Raw genomic sequence first — 17,980 nt, 5'->3', positions numbered from 1 at the left:
GTGATCGGTAGAACATACAATCTACTCGGTGAAAATGTTATTTTAGACGATAATAGAATTAGATAATTAGAAAATGGGCCAATTAGATAATTACTCTAATTGGCATATTTTCTAATTGCCTAAATTCTCTACCATGTGTATTTCAAAATCAAACGTGCATTAAACGGAGTTCCTGCTGTAAAATGAATTTCTTCGACAGGATCGGTTTCATTTGCCAGTCTTGATTCGGTTAAAAATTGCGTTTCTTTCCATTTTGTATTGAAAATATTGTCGATGTTTACACCGATTGAAACTTTTCTTATCTGATAATTCACAGAAAAATCGGTAATGCAATAACCTTTTGCTACAACCGAATTGTCTTCGTTTGCTGGTCTGTCGCCTAAGAAACGGGTTCTCAAACTTCCTGAAAATCCTTTTAGATCTTTTACCGAAATTCCGTTCATTAAAGTATTTTTTGGAGCTAATGGAAGATAATCATTTCCTTTAGGCTCATCAATTGCTCTTGCGTGTGTGTATGTGTAATCGGTATTCCAGAATAACCAATTAGTCAATTGATATCTGAAACCAAAATCGAAACCTTTTCTTTCTGTTTTTCCGCTTGGTTCAACAACCGCTTCATCTCCCACATAAACAAATTCCTGTGCTAAATACAAATACCAAACTGCTGAATTAACAATCATGCGTGGAAATGGTTTCCAATTGATCCCTAAATCTGCTCCATACGTTTCTGGAAGAATCTTTTCTCCTTTTTGCGCCACCACTACTCGAGTATCGTTGCTGTGAAATCCTTTTCCTAATTTCAGGAAATAGTTTAATTTATCATTCTGAGTATACAAAAAGTTCAATTTTGGACTCACAATTGCTTTGGTTTGCGTCTGATTGGTATAAGTTGCAGACAATTGATCTTCGTACCCAAATTTGAAATAATCTAAACGCAATCCTCCATTCACTAACCACTTTCCTGCTGTAAAATCAAGACTTGAATAACTAAACAAATTGGTCTGGTTTACAGTTCCTAAACTCAAATACTCTAGAACTGTTTTTCTGTTCAATGTGTGAGATAACTCTACATCTTTATTATGATCATTTCGAAGCCCTGCCCCAAATTTAAAACGCCAATTATGGTTTAATTTCTGATCGTATTCAGACTGAAAACCTACAATAGTTCTGTTTTCTTTTTGTTTAATCTGATCACCGTTAACAGGATCGTTTAAGAAAAAAGTAAAATTAGAATACAGTTCAAAGTCATATTTGCTTAAATAAGCACTGCTTTTAATATGCGTATTTTCGTCAATTTTTGCATCGTATTGTAGATTGAAATTGGTTCTGTCGGTGTTTCCTCCTTCATTAGAATCAATTGCTCCGTAATGCGAAATTGTTCCGTCGTTTACCGCACGGTCCGGAATTTGTCCGCTGGCATCCCACTGGCTTTTAAAATGTGAAACCGAAAGAGCCAGACGATCTCCGTTCTCCATTTTAGCATTGTATTTTCCAAACAAATTAATTCGGTTAAAGTTCTGTGGAGCATCAAAATAGCCATCGGTCATCATGTATTCTCCCGCAAAATAAGCCGATTGGTTTTCTTTGTTCAATAAATTAAACATAGCAACAGTACGAAAGGTATCAAACTGCCCGCCTTCAAAAGAAATAGAGCTGTTTTGTAAAGCATTTTTAGTATTAAAGCCAACATATCCAGCAGTTGTAAAATCGCCTTTATCTACAAAATAGGCTCCTTTATCAAAATCAATATTATCTACTGTTTCTGGAATCACAAAATGCAGATCGGAATAACCTTGCCCGTGGGCGTGCGAAACCATGTTTACTGGCATTCCATCAACTGTAATATTAATATCGGTTCCGTGATCACAGTCAAAACCTCTTAAGAAAATCTGTTCTGCTTTTCCTCCTCCTGCATGCTGACCGATGAAAAGTCCTGGAACTTTTCGCAGCAGATCCTGAGAATTTGAAATTGGTTGGATTTCAAAATCAATTTTAGAAATAGTATTTAGGTATTTTAAATTATTACTAATCTTAACTTCTTCTAGTAAAAAAGGCTTTTCATTTATTGAAATCGTTAAAAAATCAAAAGAAGCAAGTTTAATTTTTTGAGGAGAAAATCCTTTTTTTGTAATCAGCAAACTATCATTTACCTCAACTCCTTCTAATGTAAATTTTCCATTGGCATCAGTATGTGCGTGTGTTTTTGAGGTTAAATCACGAATTAATACTTCTGATAAAGATTTTCCGCTTCCATCATTTACAATACCGTTGACAGATTGTGCATGGATAGAAACAGAAAGAATAAAAAAGAAAAGGGCTGATAAAGATTTCATTGCTATTTTGGTAACTAATTTGATAATTTGAGCGCAAAAATAGCATAAAAAAGATTTTTTCAGCTTATTTGTCGAAAATCTGAAACAGTAGAGCTCTTTTTCTTCGGATCATACAGCATAGCGGTACACAAACAGTTTTTTCTGCCCTTGCTTAATAAAATTGGACAGTTGATACAGCTTTTACAGTTTTCCCAAAAAAGTTCATCGTTTGGCAATTCAGAGTAAGTAACGGGTTCAAATCCAAGTTCGTGATTCATTTTCATAACGGCAAGACCTGTCGTTAGGCTGAAAATAAGTGCTTCTGAGTATTTTTTACGGCTGAATTCAAAAATTTTTCTTTTAATTTTTTTTGCCAGTCCGGTGTGTCTAAACTCTGGTGCGACAATTAATCCAGAATTAGAAACATATTTGCCATTTTCCCACGAAGATATAAAAGCAAAACCTGCCCATCTTCCATCTCCTGTAATTGCGATAATGGCTTCACCTTCTCTCATCTTTTTTTCAAGAAGTTCGGGAGGTCTACTTGAGATTCCTGTTCCGCGGGCTTTCGCAGATAATAATGTTTCTTGGCAGATTTCATTTAGATAAAAAACATGTTCGGCTTTTGTTTCTTCTAAAATAAAATCATAAGATTCGGCAGCTTTTTCATTGGAAGAAAGAACAGTTGCCTCTTTTCTATACTCAATAGTTTTCATGATACCTAAACTATTTTAGCAATCAGCATAACGGTGATAAAAAGAACTACTGTAAAAACCATTAAGTTAACGAATCGATCTTTATTTCGTCTAGATTTACTTGAAGAATATGTTTTTGTAATTTGTTTGCTTCTGCTTTTATTTGTTTTCATGTTTTTAAATGTTTTTATATTAAGGCGCTTTTTATTAAAATGATCCGCATCATCCAAAAACAAAAGGCATGCCATAGCATCTCAAAATACAATAAACCACTCATTATAAAACAAATAATAAAAAATCGGATTTAATCAATTTGTAAAAGCTTATCAAAATGATACGCTGATTTTCAAAATGAAAGGGATTTAAATAAAAAAGCCCTAAATCGAAATTTAGAGCTTTCTTATATTTATAAGCGACCTAATAAATTAGTCCCATTGATTGTTTTTAGAAAGGGCAAATTTACCTGCTCCAGTAAAAAATAAGGCAACAGCTCCAAAAAGGTAAAGCATTAATAATTCTAAAGCATAACCTCCATGATCACTAATTGAGAAAATATCTTGAGCGTGGGCTGTCGCAACTGCTACAACACAAGTAATAGCCAAAAGAACTGCAGCAATTCTAGTTCTAAATCCTAATAAAATAGCAATTGGAGCTAAAACTTCGCCAATGTAAACCGCGTATCCAAATACGCCCATGTTTTCTACTAGGAAAGAAATTCCGTGAATCAACTTAGAAACACCGTGAAAAAGCATTAATCCACCAGTACTAATACGCAATAGTAATAATCCAAGGTCTGTGTTTTTTGAAATCATAAAAAATTTTGTTTAGGTTAAAAATTTATATCAAAATTGGGTTTATAAGCCGACTAAAATACAAAAATTTCTTATTTAAAAATAATATTATTTAAAACGATTCCAAATAACTGTTTTAGACTATCACAAGCGTTATTTTACTTTAGAACTTTAACGCAATTTTTCCAATTGTTTTTCCCGATTCCAAAAGTTCGTGCGCTTTCTTTAGATTTTCAGCCGTAAGTCCGTTCAAAGTAGTGTTTAAAGTCGTCTTCAGAATGCCATCGTCTAGCAAATCTGATACAATATTTAAGATATTATGCTGCTCGATCATATCTTCCGTTTGATACATAGAACGAGTGTACATCAATTCCCAAGAAAAAGAAACACTTTTACTTTTCAGTTTGGTTAATGCAACTGGATCGCTACTTCCTGTAATGGAAGCAATGTGTCCTTGCGGTTTAATCAATTCTACCATTATATCCCAATAAGTATTGGTGTCTACAAAATCTAAAATAAAGTCAACGTACTCAAAACCAGCTTCTCGAACCGAAGAAACCAAATCTTTATGATCCACAACAAAATCAGCTCCCTGCTGTTTGCACCAAGCAATCGTTTCTGGACGCGACGCTGTTGCGATAACTGTTAAGCCAGCAATTTTCTTGGCTATCTGAATGGCAATCGAACCCACTCCTCCTGCTCCACCAATAATTAAAATTGATTTCCCTTTGTCTTTATCAGCACTAATTCTGATTCTGTCAAATAGAATTTCCCAAGCCGTTAAAGCTGTTAACGGAATTACTGCAGCCTCTTCAATACTCAATGATTTAGGTTTTCTGCCCACAATTCTTTCATCAATAATCTGATATTCGGCATTGCTTCCTTGTTTGGTAATATCTCCAGCATAATAAACAGGATCTCCTACTTCGAATAAAGTAACGTCCTGTCCAACTGCCTGCACAATTCCGACGGCATCCCAGCCAATAATTTTTGGCGTTTCTAAAACGGTATCTTTTGCGCTATTCTGGCGAATCTTAAAATCGACTGGATTTACTGAAATCGCATCAATTTTGACTAATAAATCGTGTGGTCCAGGAATTGGCTTTACCGCTTCAAATTCGATAAAACTTTCTGGATTTTCTATGGGTAATGATGTTTTAAATCCTATTGCTTTCATGATTATTTAATTTTCTAATTAAAAACTATACTACAAAGATAAGAGGAGTTTAAATCTCTTGATTGGTATATATTGAGCGTATATTTGTACATATTAAGCACAATACATTTTTTTGCTTCATGGAGATTTATAAAGGCCAATCTTTGTCGAGTTTCTTGCGAAGATTTCTCCTTCGTCGAAATGACAATGATTGTGGTTATTTTGTGTAATACTAAAGTTCCTTATGCCATTGGTTTAAAACTTTGTCAAAGTTTAATATACAAAGCTATGTGCGCTCAAACAAATGAAATGCCTTTTAGTACAAAGAAAAGCTATGTTTCTCTGTATTTAAATAAAGCCTTAAATTTGTAAAAAACACTTTACTATGAATATCAGAAAAGCCGAAAAATCAGACTCAAAATATATTGCTCCTATATTGTTATTAGCAATGGAAGACATTATCTATAAATTTATAGCTAAGGAAGATTACGCTTTAGCGAAAGACTTTCTGCAGTATTTCATCGAAAGTGAAAACAATCAATACTCTTATCAAAATTGTTTTGTGGCCGAAGAGAACGACGAAATCATTGGCGCAGTAAACATCTACAATGGTGCTGACATTGAAAAGCTGCGTGCTCCAATCATCGAATATGTCCGAAAACACCATAATCCTGAATTCGATCCAGAGTTTGAAACCCATGCTGGAGAATATTACATTGATTCTTTAGGCGTGAATCCGAAATATCAGGGAAAAGGAATTGGTTCTCAATTATTGCAATTTTTGATTGATAAATACGTTCATAAAAATAAAGAGGTTTTAGGTCTCCTGGTTGAAGAAGACAATCCAAGTGCTAAAAAACTGTATTTAAAACTTGGTTTTAAAGTAGTTGGAAACAAAACTTTGGTTAAGAAGAACCTGGAACATCTTCAAATCAAAAATTAATTATAGAATGAAAAATATCACAATATTAGAAGCAGGTCTAATTTTAAGAATAGTTTTAGGAATCACAATGCTTTCGGCCGTAGCAGACCGATTTGGAGTTTGGGGCGCACCGGGATCTCACGCAGTTGCCTGGGGAAATTGGGAAAATTTTGTAATTTACACCCAATCTTTAAATTCTTTTGCCAACAAAGCCACAGCAGAAATTCTTGCAGGAATTGCCACTTTTTTTGAAGTTTTATTAAGTCTACTATTGTTATTCGGTTTCAAAACCAGACTTGCAGCTTTAGGAACTACCTTTTTAATGTTCTTTTTTGCGTTTGCTATGTCGGTTTCAGTTTCTGTAAAAGCACCTCTTGATTATTCGGTTTGGACAAGTTGTGCGGCGGCCTTATTGCTCGCGAATATTGGAAAAACATCTTATGCAGTTGATAATAGAATCTAGTTTTTTTGATGGTTTTTGGGTTGATAGTTGATGGGTTAAAAACTTTTAGCTAACAACCAAAAACCATCAACTATCAACCCAAAAATAAATCAGTTTACATTTTTTTGGAAATAAATTCGTTTGGGAAATTGATCTTCGACACCTTCTTTCCTCTCAAATTCTTCGTAATTTAATGATCGTAAAATATCGATCAAAGCAGTATCTACGGCAAAAGCTTTTACCCAAATTAAATCGTGTTTTCGTTGCGAGGCAATTTCTTCAGCGCGTTTAATAAGTGCTTTTAAATCTTCTTCATCAAAATAAATAATCTCACTTAGATTGATTGCTTTTGATGCTCCAAGATTTTCGTTTAATATTCTCGACGAATCTAATTTTAAATACGATTGCGGAGTTTCTCCAAGATAAGCCATCAGAATTTCGATCGAAAAATCATTCTGAATTCGGAACAACTCTTTTTTCGAAAGATGCTGTTCAGCATATTTTTCTCCTAAATCTTTTTCCTTAAATAAATTGGTATAGAATTGAACGGCTTTGTCTTCCATCCAAAAGACATTATCGTTAATGATGACAACAAATTTTGCAATTTTACTCATTTCTTTTCTTTAAAAAATAAAAAGCAAAATTGCACCAAATGTTGGTCTAAAAAAAGAGCGAAACGGCTTCTGTATTGTGCAAAATGTCGGCAGAATAATTTTAATCGATCTGTTTTTTTCGATATTCTAAAGGCGAAATACCTTCATAGTTTTTAAAAAACCTTCCAAAAACAGATTGATCAGAAAAATGAAGTAAATCGCTTATCTGATTGATTGACATTTTTTTATTCTGCAACAAAACTTTAGCTTCCAAAATTACCATTTCACTAATCCAATCACTTGCCGTTTTTCCGCTATATTTTTTAATGACTTCAGACAAATATTTTCGGCTTACATTTAATTCATCTGCATAATGTTGTACGGTTCTGAAATTCAGAAAATCTTTAAAAAGAAGCTCTTTAAACTTTTCATATAAAGGGTTTTGTGTTTCCGTGGGAATTTTTTCTTTCTGAATACCATCAATTTCATAAATTAAAATGTAGAGATAACTTCTCAAAATAGAAGCTTGATGTTTCGACGGAGCTTCCGATACTTCTTTGATTAAACTAAAAATGCGTTCAAACTTGCTTTCATCAGTTTTTGTGAGTGGCGACGTATTGCTTTCGCTGCTTTCAAAAAAATTATATTGCATCAGAAAAAATACATTTGCTTGATTTTCTAGAAAAAACTGTGGTTTAAAAAATATAATATCGATTAGGATTTCGTCCTCATTTTTAGAAAAACTTCTAATTACCGAAGGACCTAAAGCAATAATAGCTGGAGCATGAACCACTTTTTTTTCAAGTCCAGTATGCATTATTATGCTTCCTTTTCTTAGAAACTCAATCGCATAACTTTCTGCACGATAAGGCTCGCTAATATAAGGATGCTCATTGGTCTGGATATAGAAATATTCTTTCTGATCTCCGTGAGAAAACAAGCTCTTGTGATACGTTAAGGAATACGTGAGGATTTTATTCTTCAAGACTGCTCTTTTAATTGTATTTCCAAATATAAGCACTTTTTTAGTTTTCAATCTTTGCGTTACGAATTGACAGATCTGTTAAAATGAAACTTTGACAAGCTTCTCGATCTAAAGTAAAATAAGACTGAAAAATTTTTAAGGTATTATTAAGCCCCTTATTTTTCCTTGAACAAATTTGTATTCGTAAATTAGCAATTACAAAAACATATCTTAAATGACAATACTTACCTTTACGCTTATAATGATTCTAGGTGCCTTTTTAGCAGGCTTTATTGGTTCATTATCAGGCTTGGGCGGAGGAATTATCATCATTCCGCTTCTTACGATTATTCTTGGTGTCGATATTCATTATGCCATTGGAGCAGCTTTAGTCTCTGTAATCGCCACTTCTTCAGGCTCTGCCGCCGCTTATGTAAAAGAAGGAATTACCAATATGCGAATGGGAATTTTTCTCGAAATAGCTACTACTATTGGAGCAGTTTGCGGTGCTTTACTTTCTACTATCGCTCCTACTTCTTTTATTGCGGTTTTATTTGGTTTAACGCTGATTTTTTCTGCAATTAATTCGCTTCGAAAAAAAGAAGAACACATTGTTTTAGAATCTAGTCCGCTGGCTAAAAAATTGAAACTAGAAGGAACATACCCTACACATGATGGCGAAGTTGTAAAGTACGGAACCAAAAATGTAATTGGCGGTTTCAGTATGATGGGAGTTGCGGGAATGATGTCTGGGCTTCTCGGAATTGGTTCTGGCGCATTTAAAGTAATCGCGATGGACAATATTATGCGTGTTCCGTTTAAAGTTTCTACAACAACCAGTAATTTCATGATGGGAGTTACGGCAATGGCAAGTTCTGTTATCTATATTCAAAAAGGATATATCGAACCTGGAATTTGTATGCCGGTTGTAATTGGAGTTTTGTTTGGAGCAATGGCTGGAGCTAAAATCTTAGTAAGAACGAATCCGAAGAAATTGAGAATATTTTTTGCCTGCCTGATTTTTGTTTTGGCAATCAACATGATTTATAACGGACTAAATGGAAAAATCTAATATGATAAAGGAAGAAAAATTTGGAGAAAAAGATTTTCAAACTATTATAGGAAACTTGCTTCGTTACGGGGTTTGGATTTCGTTATCGGTTGCTTTTATTGGCGGAATTGTATATTTAATTCATAACGGCAGCCAGATTGAAGATTATTCTGTTTTTAAAGAAAATGACCGAAATATATTTGAAGTAATTACCGCTATTTACAATGGCGCAATTCAAGGAAACGGAGAATCGCTAATTTTTACAGGAATTATTTTCTTGTTCATGACACCTGTTTTACGTGTACTGCTTTCGTTATTTTCATTTTTATTGGAAAAAGATTATCTGTACGTTGGGATTACATTGATTGTAATCATGATTATAATTATCAGTATTTCATTTGGTTTCTCACATTAATATTCGCAATAGGCTGTAGGCTATAAGCTTCAAAATGCTTAAAGCTTATTGCCTAAAGCAAAAAATAAAAAATATGGAAATAGGAATAGACAGTTTTGCTTCGGCAATGTATGGTGACAACAATACTTTGAGCAGTGTTGATGCTATGGAACAGCTTTTGCAGCGAATTGAATTTGCAGATCAGGCTGGTCTTGATGTTTTCGGAATTGGAGAACATCATAAAAAAGAGTTTTTAGATTCTGCTACGGCTGTTATTTTGAGTGCAGCGGCGGCAAGAACAAAAAATATCCGACTGGCAAGTGCCGTGACCGTTTTAAGTGCTGCAGATCCAGTGAGGGTTTATCAAAGTTTTGCAACTTTAGATTTAATTTCAAAAGGAAGGACTGAAATAGTTGTCGGAAGAGGATCTGCCATTGAAGCTTATCCCCTTTTTGGATATGATTTGAGAGATTATGATGCTCTTTTTAAAGAAAAACTTGAACTGCTTCTTCAAATTAGAGATAATGAATTTGTAAGCTGGGAAGGAAAATTTCGTCCCGCTCTAAATAATTTGCCTGTTTATCCGAGAGCTTTACAAGAAAAGCTGCCGATTTGGCTTGGAGTTGGCGGAACGCCAGAATCTTTTATTAGAGCAGGTTCCCTTGGACTTCCGTTAATGGTTGCTGTTATTGGCGGACAGACACATCGTTTTAAACCTTTAATCGATTTATACCGTGAAGCAGGAAAAGCAGCAGGCTACAAACCGAATGAATTAAAAGTCGGATTGCATTCGCCTGGATATGTTGGTACCACAACAGAAAAAGCAATTGAAGAATACTATCCCGGTTATGCCGAATTATGGACAAAATTAGGATATGAAAGAGGTTGGCCTCCTGTTACAAAAGGCAAATTTGATGGCTTAATCGATGATTTAGGTGTTCTGATTGTCGGTAGTCCAGAAAGAGCAGCAGAGAAAATCCTAAAACACAGTGAAGCGCTTGGCGGTGTGGACCGATTTACTTTCCAGATGGATAACGCTGGATTGACGCATAAACAATTAATGAATGCTATAGAATTAATTGGAACAAAACTGATTCCGTTGATTAAAAAAGGATAATATCCAAAAAAATGAATAGTGTCCAGCTCTAGCTGGATGAAAATATAAAAGAAATCAGAAAGGCTTTAGCCAAACTATCGATAAGTTTGGCTAAAGCCTTTTTTAATCCATAATTTATAAACTCCAGTTAAAACTGGAGGCAACTCATAAAACCTTTATTTATTTGTTACTTTAATTGTCTGTAACTAAAAACCTCTGAACCTTTGCCCCTTAAAAGAAAAAGCATCGCCAATTAAGGCGATGCTTTTTTATAGTTTGCAATTTTTCAACGACAACAAACCAATTTATAACTTATAAGTAACACCAACTCTAAAATTTCTTGGCGCTTCTGTCTGCCAGTAATAGGCATTTAACCAGCTATAGTATGAACCGCTATATAGATATTTATCTAAGATATTGAATACGTTTGCAGTAACTTTAAATTTACCGCTTTCATAAGATAAACCTCCATCCAATTTAAAGTAAGAAGGTAATTTTTGAAGACCTTCGCTCCAAGTATCTGTCTGGCGTCCGTCAAGGAAAGTTCCTCCAATAGAAGCACCAAAACCTTTTAATTTTCCATGCTGAAGCGTGTAATTTAACCAAGCATTTGCGGTATGCTTAGCATAACCTGGAACAATATCACCCACCTTAATACCATTAGCTTCAGAAACATCTGGATCAATTTTAGTTACAGTTGACTCTGTGAAGGCATAATTTGCAATAAGATTTAAGCCATCAAAGATTTTTCCTCTCAAATCAAATTCAACACCACGAGCTCTCTTTTCACCTAGAACTATTTTATATTGTTCGTTTGGCTGATTATTAGGATCTGCCGTTAACTCATTCTTCTTTAAGATATTGTAAACAGATAAACTGGTATTCCAAGAACCTCCAAACCAATCTTTCTTAATTCCAAATTCAACATTATTTCCTGTAAGAGGCTTTATATTGCCACTTCTTAAAACACCTGATTGAGGTGTAAAGGCTTGATCGTATAACCCGTAAACTGCAAAATCATCAGTAATAGAATAACTTAAACCGGCGCGAGGTGTTATATGACTATCCGCAATTGGTTCTGCCTCATAACTGCTAGTTTGGCTAATCCAAGTATATCTTGCAGCAAGAGTCAGTCTTAATTTATTCTCCAAAAAACCAAGTTCGTCCTGAATATAACCAGCCGCATATTCTGAACCATAAAGTCCTCCTGCTCTTTGGCTTAAAGGAGTATCGTGATCAAACTGCGGAAAACCATTTGAAGGCGTTCCATAATTCGGATTATAAACATTAAACGGATTATCAACTGTATCTAAATCATGCGATTGTCCCCAGTCTGCCATATAATCTTTGCTTCCTAAGTCTACTCCACCTAATATTTTATGAGAAACATTTCCTGTATTGAATTTTCCGTTCACGAAAATCTGCCCTAAATACATATTACTTTCTGCATCCCAGATACCAACATTTCTAATGATTTCTCCATAAGCAAGATTTCCTTCAGGAACGCCATCAAAATCTCTATCAGCAGGTCCTGGACCAACAACTCCTGGCCATGAACTATATCCTTGCTGAATATATTTAAAATAAGAAGTCTGTGCTGTAAGTTTCCAGTTTTCATCAAACTTGTGCTCAAACTGAAGATATCCGCTATGATCCTGAATATTAGTATCAGGCAATCCTGGCTGTGTCATGGTAAAACCTACAGGCAAAGTTGCATAACCACCTGCTTGAGGTCCAAAAACATAATATGAACCCACTTCGGTCATATTAGCATACTGGAAATTATATTCGGCCGTGATTTTTGTTTTATCATCAATTTGATATGAAATTACAGGAGCAATTACATAGCGGTTATTACGCTCAAACGGACGGTGAGATCCTTTATTTTGGGCAGCTCCGTTAAATCTATAAAGCAATTTTCCTTTTTTATCTAATTTCCCGTCAAAATCAACGCTTACTCTATAAAAATCATAGCTTCCGCCAAGTACACTCACCTCACCTTTTGTAACTCCCGTTGGTTTTTTAGTCACCACATTATACAATCCGCTTGGATCTCCGCTTGAAAGCATGAATCCTGCTGGTCCTTTTACGAACTCAATATGATCTACAAAACTCATATCTTCTGTTAATGGTCCCCAGAAAGAAGAAACTACGTTAAATCCGTTTCTAAAAGCCTGAATTTGGGAACCTCTCATAGTAATATTGGTATACAAATCTCCCCAGTGCTCCAAACGTACAGCTCCACTCACGTTACGAATCACCCCATCGCTCATACTCGTAATTTGCTGATCTTTTAAAGTCTGACCGCTTACAATTTGTATATTTTGAGGAATTTCTAAAACAGGAGTTTGAAGACGTAATGATAATGAAGGGTTATCTTGCTTGTATTTATTCTTTGTAATTACCACTTCTTCAAGATCTTCTTGACTTTCTGAAAGAGAAAAATTCTTAGTCGTCGTTTGTTTTGAATTGACTACAATTTTATCCTCAACAGGTTGAATTCCTACTCCATTTAATACGATAGTATACGTTCCAGGTTTTACATTTTTAATTTCATAATGTCCTGAAACGGTTGTAATATCTGAATATTTTGTTCCTTTTAACGCTACAGCTATATTTTCTGCTGGTTTATTGCCACTCAAAGAAACTTTTCCGTTTACAGTCCCAAGCTGTTGTGCCATTATATTTAATGAGCTCAAAAACAGCACGAAAAGATAAACTTTTGCATTAATGATTATTTTCATTTGGTTTTGATTTTAAATTGAGCGACAAAAGTAGATGCAAATCTCAACTTTTCCAAATTATTTTAATTCATTCTAAATAAATAAAACAAATTATATTAAATCAGTAGAAATAAATTTGAGAATAGCCATTTCTAAGTTATTTCCTGATAATATTAACCTACATTAAGTTTCAAACCAAAATCTATTTCTATCTTTATATTTATAAATTTCAATGACCCAAAACCAATAACTTCCTGATATGAAATCAAATACAATAAAAAAAGTGGCCATTGTGGGCTATAACAGAATTCCTTTTGCGAGAGCAAATACGGCCTATTCTAATGTGGGAAACAAAGAAATGATGATCGCTGCACTTAATGGTCTTATTGACAAATACAATCTAAAAGGAAAATTATTAGGCGAAGTTGCTGGAGGTGCGGTAATTAAACATACTTACGACAACAATCTAATTCGCGAATGCGTTATGCAAACAAGCCTTGATCCTTCTACCCCTGCTTGCGACTTGCAACAAGCCTGTGATACCGGAATTGAAAGCGCTATTTACATTGCTAACAAAATTGCACTTGGGCAAATTGATTCTGGAATTGCTGGCGGAGTTGATTCTATCAGCGATATGCCAATCGCGGTTAGTGAGAAACTTCGAAAAATATTATTAGAAGCCAGACAAGCAAAATCATTAGGCGGAAAAATCAAAACATTTCTAAAGCTTCGTCCAAAGGATTTGTCTCCTTTAGTTCCTAGAAATGAAGAATCGCAGACTGGACTTTCAATGGGTGGACATACCGAAATCACAGCGAAATACTATAAAATCTCTCGTGAAGAACAAGATCAATTTGCTTTGAAAAGCCATTTAAACATGGCAAAAGCGTATGACGAAGGTTTTTTTGATGATATGATTACACCTTTTAACGGATTAGAAAAAGACAATAATCTAAGAAGAGACAGTACAATTGAAAAATTAAACAAATTAAAACCAGCTTTTGATAAAGTAAACGGTACGCTGACTGCAGGAAATTCGACTCCATTAACAGATGGCGCATCTTGCATTCTTCTGGCTAGCGAAGAATGGGCAAAAGAACAAGGACTTCCTATTTTAGCCTACATCACTTTTGCTGAAATTGCCGCAATTGAATATGTTAAAAATCAGCAGAATCTTTTATTAGCACCTTTGTTTGCTGCTTCAAGAATGCTCGAAAAAGCAGAATTAAACCTTCAGGATTTTGATTATTATGAAATTCACGAAGCTTTTGCTGCACAAACTTTGGCCACTTTAAAAATCTGGGAAAGCCCAGAGTTAAGCGCCGAAATTGGCTTAAAGAAACCACTAGGTGCAATAGATCGAAATAAACTGAATGTAAAAGGAAGCAGTTTAGCAGCCGCTCACCCTTTTGCGGCAACTGGAGGAAGAATTATTGGAGTAATGGCAAAATTACTAAATGAAAAAGGCTCAGGAAAAGGATTAATTTCAATCTGTGCCGCAGGCGGTCAAGGAGTTACTATGATAATCGAAAAATAACATTTTTCTATTTTTCAAGAACATTTCAATTTAATTTTATAAATCTGCTGAATCTGCGGGAGTAATTTTTGCTCGCAGATAGCAGATTTTTTTTAATACTTATCAACCAAACCCTATAGATTTTATAAAACCTGTCAGATTTAAACTCAAGAGAAAAAATAGCCATCTTCTACTCAAAATCCATTTTTTGTTTAAATATATTCATACAAAAAACAGCTAAATATCAATATTTTATACTAAATTTAGTTTTCTTTTTAAGCTTTTGCATGAATTCATTTTAAACCACTAAAAATGATGGAATCAAAAATACCCGATGGTCCTCTTGCTGACAAATGGAGTCTTTACAAATCTAAAGCCAAGCTGGTCAATCCAGCAAACCGAAAAAAACTAAATATAATAGTGGTCGGAACCGGTCTTGCTGGCGCTTCTTGTGCGGCTTCTCTTGCGGAACAAGGCTATAATATAAAATCCTTCTGTTTTCAGGATTCTCCTAGACGTGCACATTCTGTTGCCGCTCAAGGTGGAGTAAACGCTGCCAAAAACTACAAAAATGATGGCGACAGTACTTTTAGAATGTTCTATGACACTATAAAAGGCGGCGATTTTAGATCTCGTGAAGCAAATGTTTATCGCTTAGCAGAATGTTCTGCTCATCTTATAGATCATGCTGTTGCGCAGGGCGTTCCTTTTGCAAGGGAATATGCGGGTTACCTAAATAATAGATCTTTTGGTGGCGTTCAAGTTTCTAGAACTTTTTATGCTAGAGGACAAACTGGACAGCAACTTTTATTAGGCGCTTATCAAGCTCTAGAGCGGCAGGCTTCTTTAGGAAAAATACAATTATACACTCGTCACGAAATGCTTGAACTTGTGGTTATTGATGGCAAAGCCAAAGGAATAATTGCACGAAATCTTGAAACAGGAATTCTAGAACGCCACGCTGCTGATGCTGTGGTATTAGCTTCTGGAGGTTATGGAAAAGTATATTATTTGTCTACTTTGGCCATGGGCTGCAATAGTTCTGCAATTTGGAGAGCGCATAAAAAAGGTGCTTTTATGGCTGGAGTTAGCTGGATTCAGTTTCATCCCACTTCTCTTCCTCAACATGGTGAAAACCAATCTAAACTGACTTTAATGTCGGAATCGCTTCGAAATGATGGCCGAATCTGGGTTCCGAAAAAAGCAACTGATGATCGAAATGCAAATGCTATTCCTGAAGAAGAACGCGATTATTACCTAGAACGGCGTTACCCATCTTTTGGAAATCTAGCGCCAAGAGATATTTCTTCACGAGCCGCAAAAGAAAGAATCGACGCTGGCCACGGTGTGGGACCAATGAAAAATGCTATTTATCTCGATTTCTCGGATGCCATCAAAGCGCAGGGAAAAGATAAAATTGAAGCCAAATACAGCAATCTTTTTGCAATGTATGAAAAGATTACGGGCATAAATGCTTATAAAGAACCTATGCTGATTTCGCCTTCGGCACACTTTACAATGGGCGGACTTTGGGTCGATTATGAACTTATGACTACGATTCCTGGCTTATTTGCTTTAGGCGAAGCTAATTTTGCAGATCATGGCGCAAACCGACTCGGAGCAAATTCGTTGCTTCAGGCTTGTGTGGATGGTTATTTTATTGCGCCTTACACCATTCCGAACTATTTGGCAGGCGAATTAAATTTAAATAAACCTGATACCTCACATCCTGCTTTTGAAGAAGCTGAAAATACGGTAAGAAGACAGTTAGATCGTTTTCTACATACTAACGGAACACTTTCAGCAGATTATTTTCATAAAAAAATCGGACGCCTTTTGTATGAAAAATGCGGTCTCTCACGAAGCAGAGAAAAACTGGAAGAAGCAATTATCGAAATTCGGGAACTTAAAGCTTCTTTCGAAAAAGATCTCAGAATTACTGGTGATAATACTTTAAATAGCGAATTAGAAAAAGCTGGTAGAATAGCCGATTATATCGAATTGGCAGAATTAATGTGTTACGATGCCTTACAGCGTGAAGAATCCTGTGGCGCTCATTTTAGAGAAGAATACCAAACCGCCGACGGAGAAGCTGTCCGCAACGACGATGAATTCTGTTACGTATCGGCTTGGGAATGGAAAGGTTTAAATAACGAACCTGAATTACATAAAGAGCCTTTAACATTTGAATCTGTGGAATTGGCTGTTAGAAGTTATAAATAGTTGATGAAGAGTTAATGAAAGAAGCAAGATGAAAGAAGCAAGATGAAAGAAGCAAGATGAAAGAAGCAAGACGAAAGAAGCAAGACGAAAGAAGCAAGACGAAAGAAGCAAGACGAAAGAAGCAAGACGAAAGAAGCAAGACGAAAGAAGCAAGACGAAAGAAGCAAGACGAAAGAAGCAAGACGAAAGAAGCAAGATGAAAGATATGACGCGAACTTGAAACTTGAAACTTGAAACTTGAAACTAAAAAAAAACAAAAAATGAAACTTTATCTTAAAATATGGCGGCAGTTTAATTCTTCTGCAAAAGGGGAAATGACAGATTATGAAATTGACGGAGTGTCTGAACATATGTCGTTTTTGGAAATGCTGGATCTTTTGAATGAATCGCTTATTCAGCAAGGAGAACGTGTTATTGAATTTGATCACGATTGTCGCGAGGGAATCTGCGGGCAATGTGGCGTCATGATAAATGGTCGAGCTCATGGTCCTTTAAAAAATACCACAACCTGCCAGCTTCATATGAGAAGTTTTAAAGATGGAGATACCCTTTATATTGAACCTTTTCGCGCGAAAGCTTTTCCTGTTTTAAGAGACTTAAAAATTGACAGGAAAGCATTTGATTCTATTATCGCTTCAGGAGGATTTATCGGAGCTTCGACTGGTCAGGCGCCAGAAGCAAATAGTATTCCGATTTCTTATGAAACTGCCGAAGCTGCTTTTGATGCCGCTGCTTGCATTGGATGCGGGGCTTGTGTTGCTTCATGCAAAAATGCTAGTGCCGCTTTGTTTGTGGGTGCCAAAATAACCCATTTGGCTTTACTTCCGCAAGGAAAAGTTGAAGCTTCTAAAAGAGCAATTTCGATGGTAAAACAAATGGATGAAGAAGGTTTTGGAAATTGTTCTGATACCAGGGCCTGCGAAATCGAATGTCCGCAAGGCATTTCTGTCCTTTCAATTGCTAAAATGAATTTAGAATATATGAAGGCTTTGACTTTTAGGAAATAAGTTTTTATTTGCAGCAAAGACACAAAGTCGCAAAGTTTTTCTTTTTTAAGATTTTTAACTTTACGACTTTGCGAGATTAAAAAATACTTTAAATA

Annotated in this window: 15 protein-coding genes; 8 read left to right on the top strand and 7 right to left on the bottom strand. The window is 35.3% G+C overall.

Features of this window, described 5'->3' with window-relative positions; translation table 11 throughout:
* Positions 1 to 128: 128 nt before the first annotated feature.
* From M0M44_RS15695 to M0M44_RS15680, 4 genes are all read right to left on the bottom strand, one after another.
* On the bottom strand, positions 129 to 2,333 hold the full coding sequence (locus M0M44_RS15695) for a TonB-dependent receptor (protein WP_248726504.1): 2,205 nt from the start codon (positions 2,331 to 2,333) through the stop codon (positions 129 to 131).
* A gap of 59 nt (positions 2,334 to 2,392) precedes the next feature.
* Positions 2,393 to 3,028, bottom strand: a complete 636-nt coding sequence (locus M0M44_RS15690) for a GNAT family N-acetyltransferase (protein WP_248726503.1) — start codon at positions 3,026 to 3,028, stop codon at positions 2,393 to 2,395.
* Between the two features lie 404 nt (positions 3,029 to 3,432).
* Positions 3,433 to 3,819, bottom strand: coding sequence for a DoxX family protein (locus M0M44_RS15685; RefSeq protein ID WP_248726502.1), 387 nt, complete (start codon positions 3,817 to 3,819; stop codon positions 3,433 to 3,435).
* Positions 3,820 to 3,961: 142 nt separating this feature from the next.
* The gene (locus M0M44_RS15680; protein ID WP_248726501.1) at positions 3,962 to 4,975 is read right to left on the bottom strand and encodes a zinc-binding alcohol dehydrogenase family protein; all 1,014 of its coding nucleotides are present in this window, start codon (positions 4,973 to 4,975) and stop codon (positions 3,962 to 3,964) included.
* A gap of 364 nt (positions 4,976 to 5,339) precedes the next feature.
* Here M0M44_RS15680 and M0M44_RS15675 point away from each other — a divergent pair, with 364 nt between their 5' ends.
* Together M0M44_RS15675 and M0M44_RS15670 are read left to right on the top strand one after the other, a co-directional pair.
* Positions 5,340 to 5,897 (top strand): GNAT family N-acetyltransferase, encoded by a 558-nt coding sequence (locus M0M44_RS15675; protein ID WP_248726500.1) that lies wholly within the window; start codon positions 5,340 to 5,342, stop codon positions 5,895 to 5,897.
* Positions 5,898 to 5,904: 7 nt separating this feature from the next.
* Positions 5,905 to 6,339, top strand: coding sequence for a DoxX family membrane protein (locus M0M44_RS15670; RefSeq protein ID WP_248726499.1), 435 nt, complete (start codon positions 5,905 to 5,907; stop codon positions 6,337 to 6,339).
* Positions 6,340 to 6,428: 89 nt separating this feature from the next.
* Here the strand turns inward: M0M44_RS15670 and M0M44_RS15665 are convergent, their stop codons facing one another.
* Positions 6,429 to 6,932, bottom strand: a complete 504-nt coding sequence (locus M0M44_RS15665; RefSeq protein ID WP_248726498.1) for a hypothetical protein — start codon at positions 6,930 to 6,932, stop codon at positions 6,429 to 6,431.
* 100 nt (positions 6,933 to 7,032) lie between these two features.
* A complete protein-coding gene (locus M0M44_RS15660) occupies positions 7,033 to 7,896 on the bottom strand; it encodes a helix-turn-helix domain-containing protein (RefSeq protein WP_248726497.1) in 864 nt (287 codons plus the stop codon).
* Positions 7,897 to 8,110: 214 nt separating this feature from the next.
* Here M0M44_RS15660 and M0M44_RS15655 point away from each other — a divergent pair, with 214 nt between their 5' ends.
* From M0M44_RS15655 to M0M44_RS15645, 3 genes are all read left to right on the top strand, one after another.
* The gene (locus M0M44_RS15655) at positions 8,111 to 8,947 is read left to right on the top strand and encodes a sulfite exporter TauE/SafE family protein (protein ID WP_198855974.1); all 837 of its coding nucleotides are present in this window, start codon (positions 8,111 to 8,113) and stop codon (positions 8,945 to 8,947) included.
* Complete coding sequence (locus M0M44_RS15650; RefSeq protein ID WP_248726496.1) at positions 8,934 to 9,341, top strand: DUF1634 domain-containing protein; 408 nt, start codon at positions 8,934 to 8,936, stop codon at positions 9,339 to 9,341. Before M0M44_RS15655 ends, M0M44_RS15650 begins: the two co-directional genes overlap by 14 nt.
* A gap of 73 nt (positions 9,342 to 9,414) precedes the next feature.
* Positions 9,415 to 10,437: an LLM class flavin-dependent oxidoreductase gene (locus M0M44_RS15645; RefSeq protein ID WP_248726495.1), complete on the top strand. Its 1,023-nt coding sequence runs from the start codon at positions 9,415 to 9,417 to the stop codon at positions 10,435 to 10,437.
* A 284-nt stretch (positions 10,438 to 10,721) separates the two neighbouring features.
* On the opposite strand, the gene M0M44_RS15640 is transcribed toward M0M44_RS15645, so the two are convergent.
* Positions 10,722 to 13,160: a TonB-dependent receptor gene (locus M0M44_RS15640; RefSeq protein WP_248726494.1), complete on the bottom strand. Its 2,439-nt coding sequence runs from the start codon at positions 13,158 to 13,160 to the stop codon at positions 10,722 to 10,724.
* Between the two features lie 238 nt (positions 13,161 to 13,398).
* On the opposite strand from M0M44_RS15640, the gene M0M44_RS15635 reads away from it, so the two are divergent.
* From M0M44_RS15635 to M0M44_RS15625, 3 genes are all read left to right on the top strand, one after another.
* Positions 13,399 to 14,676, top strand: coding sequence for an acetyl-CoA C-acetyltransferase (locus tag M0M44_RS15635; protein ID WP_248726493.1), 1,278 nt, complete (start codon positions 13,399 to 13,401; stop codon positions 14,674 to 14,676).
* A 291-nt stretch (positions 14,677 to 14,967) separates the two neighbouring features.
* A complete protein-coding gene (locus M0M44_RS15630) occupies positions 14,968 to 16,878 on the top strand; it encodes a fumarate reductase/succinate dehydrogenase flavoprotein subunit (RefSeq protein ID WP_248726492.1) in 1,911 nt (636 codons plus the stop codon).
* Positions 16,879 to 17,138: 260 nt separating this feature from the next.
* Entirely contained in the window at positions 17,139 to 17,885 is a 747-nt protein-coding gene (locus M0M44_RS15625; RefSeq protein ID WP_248726491.1) for a succinate dehydrogenase/fumarate reductase iron-sulfur subunit, read from the top strand.
* Positions 17,886 to 17,980 lie beyond the last annotated feature (95 nt).

Origin of the sequence: Flavobacterium humidisoli (genome assembly GCF_023272795.1) — a bacterium.
GTDB lineage: Bacteria > Bacteroidota > Bacteroidia > Flavobacteriales > Flavobacteriaceae > Flavobacterium > Flavobacterium humidisoli.
The sequence above is the reverse complement of the archived record's forward strand: the minus strand, read 5'-3'. Positions and strand labels throughout refer to the sequence as shown.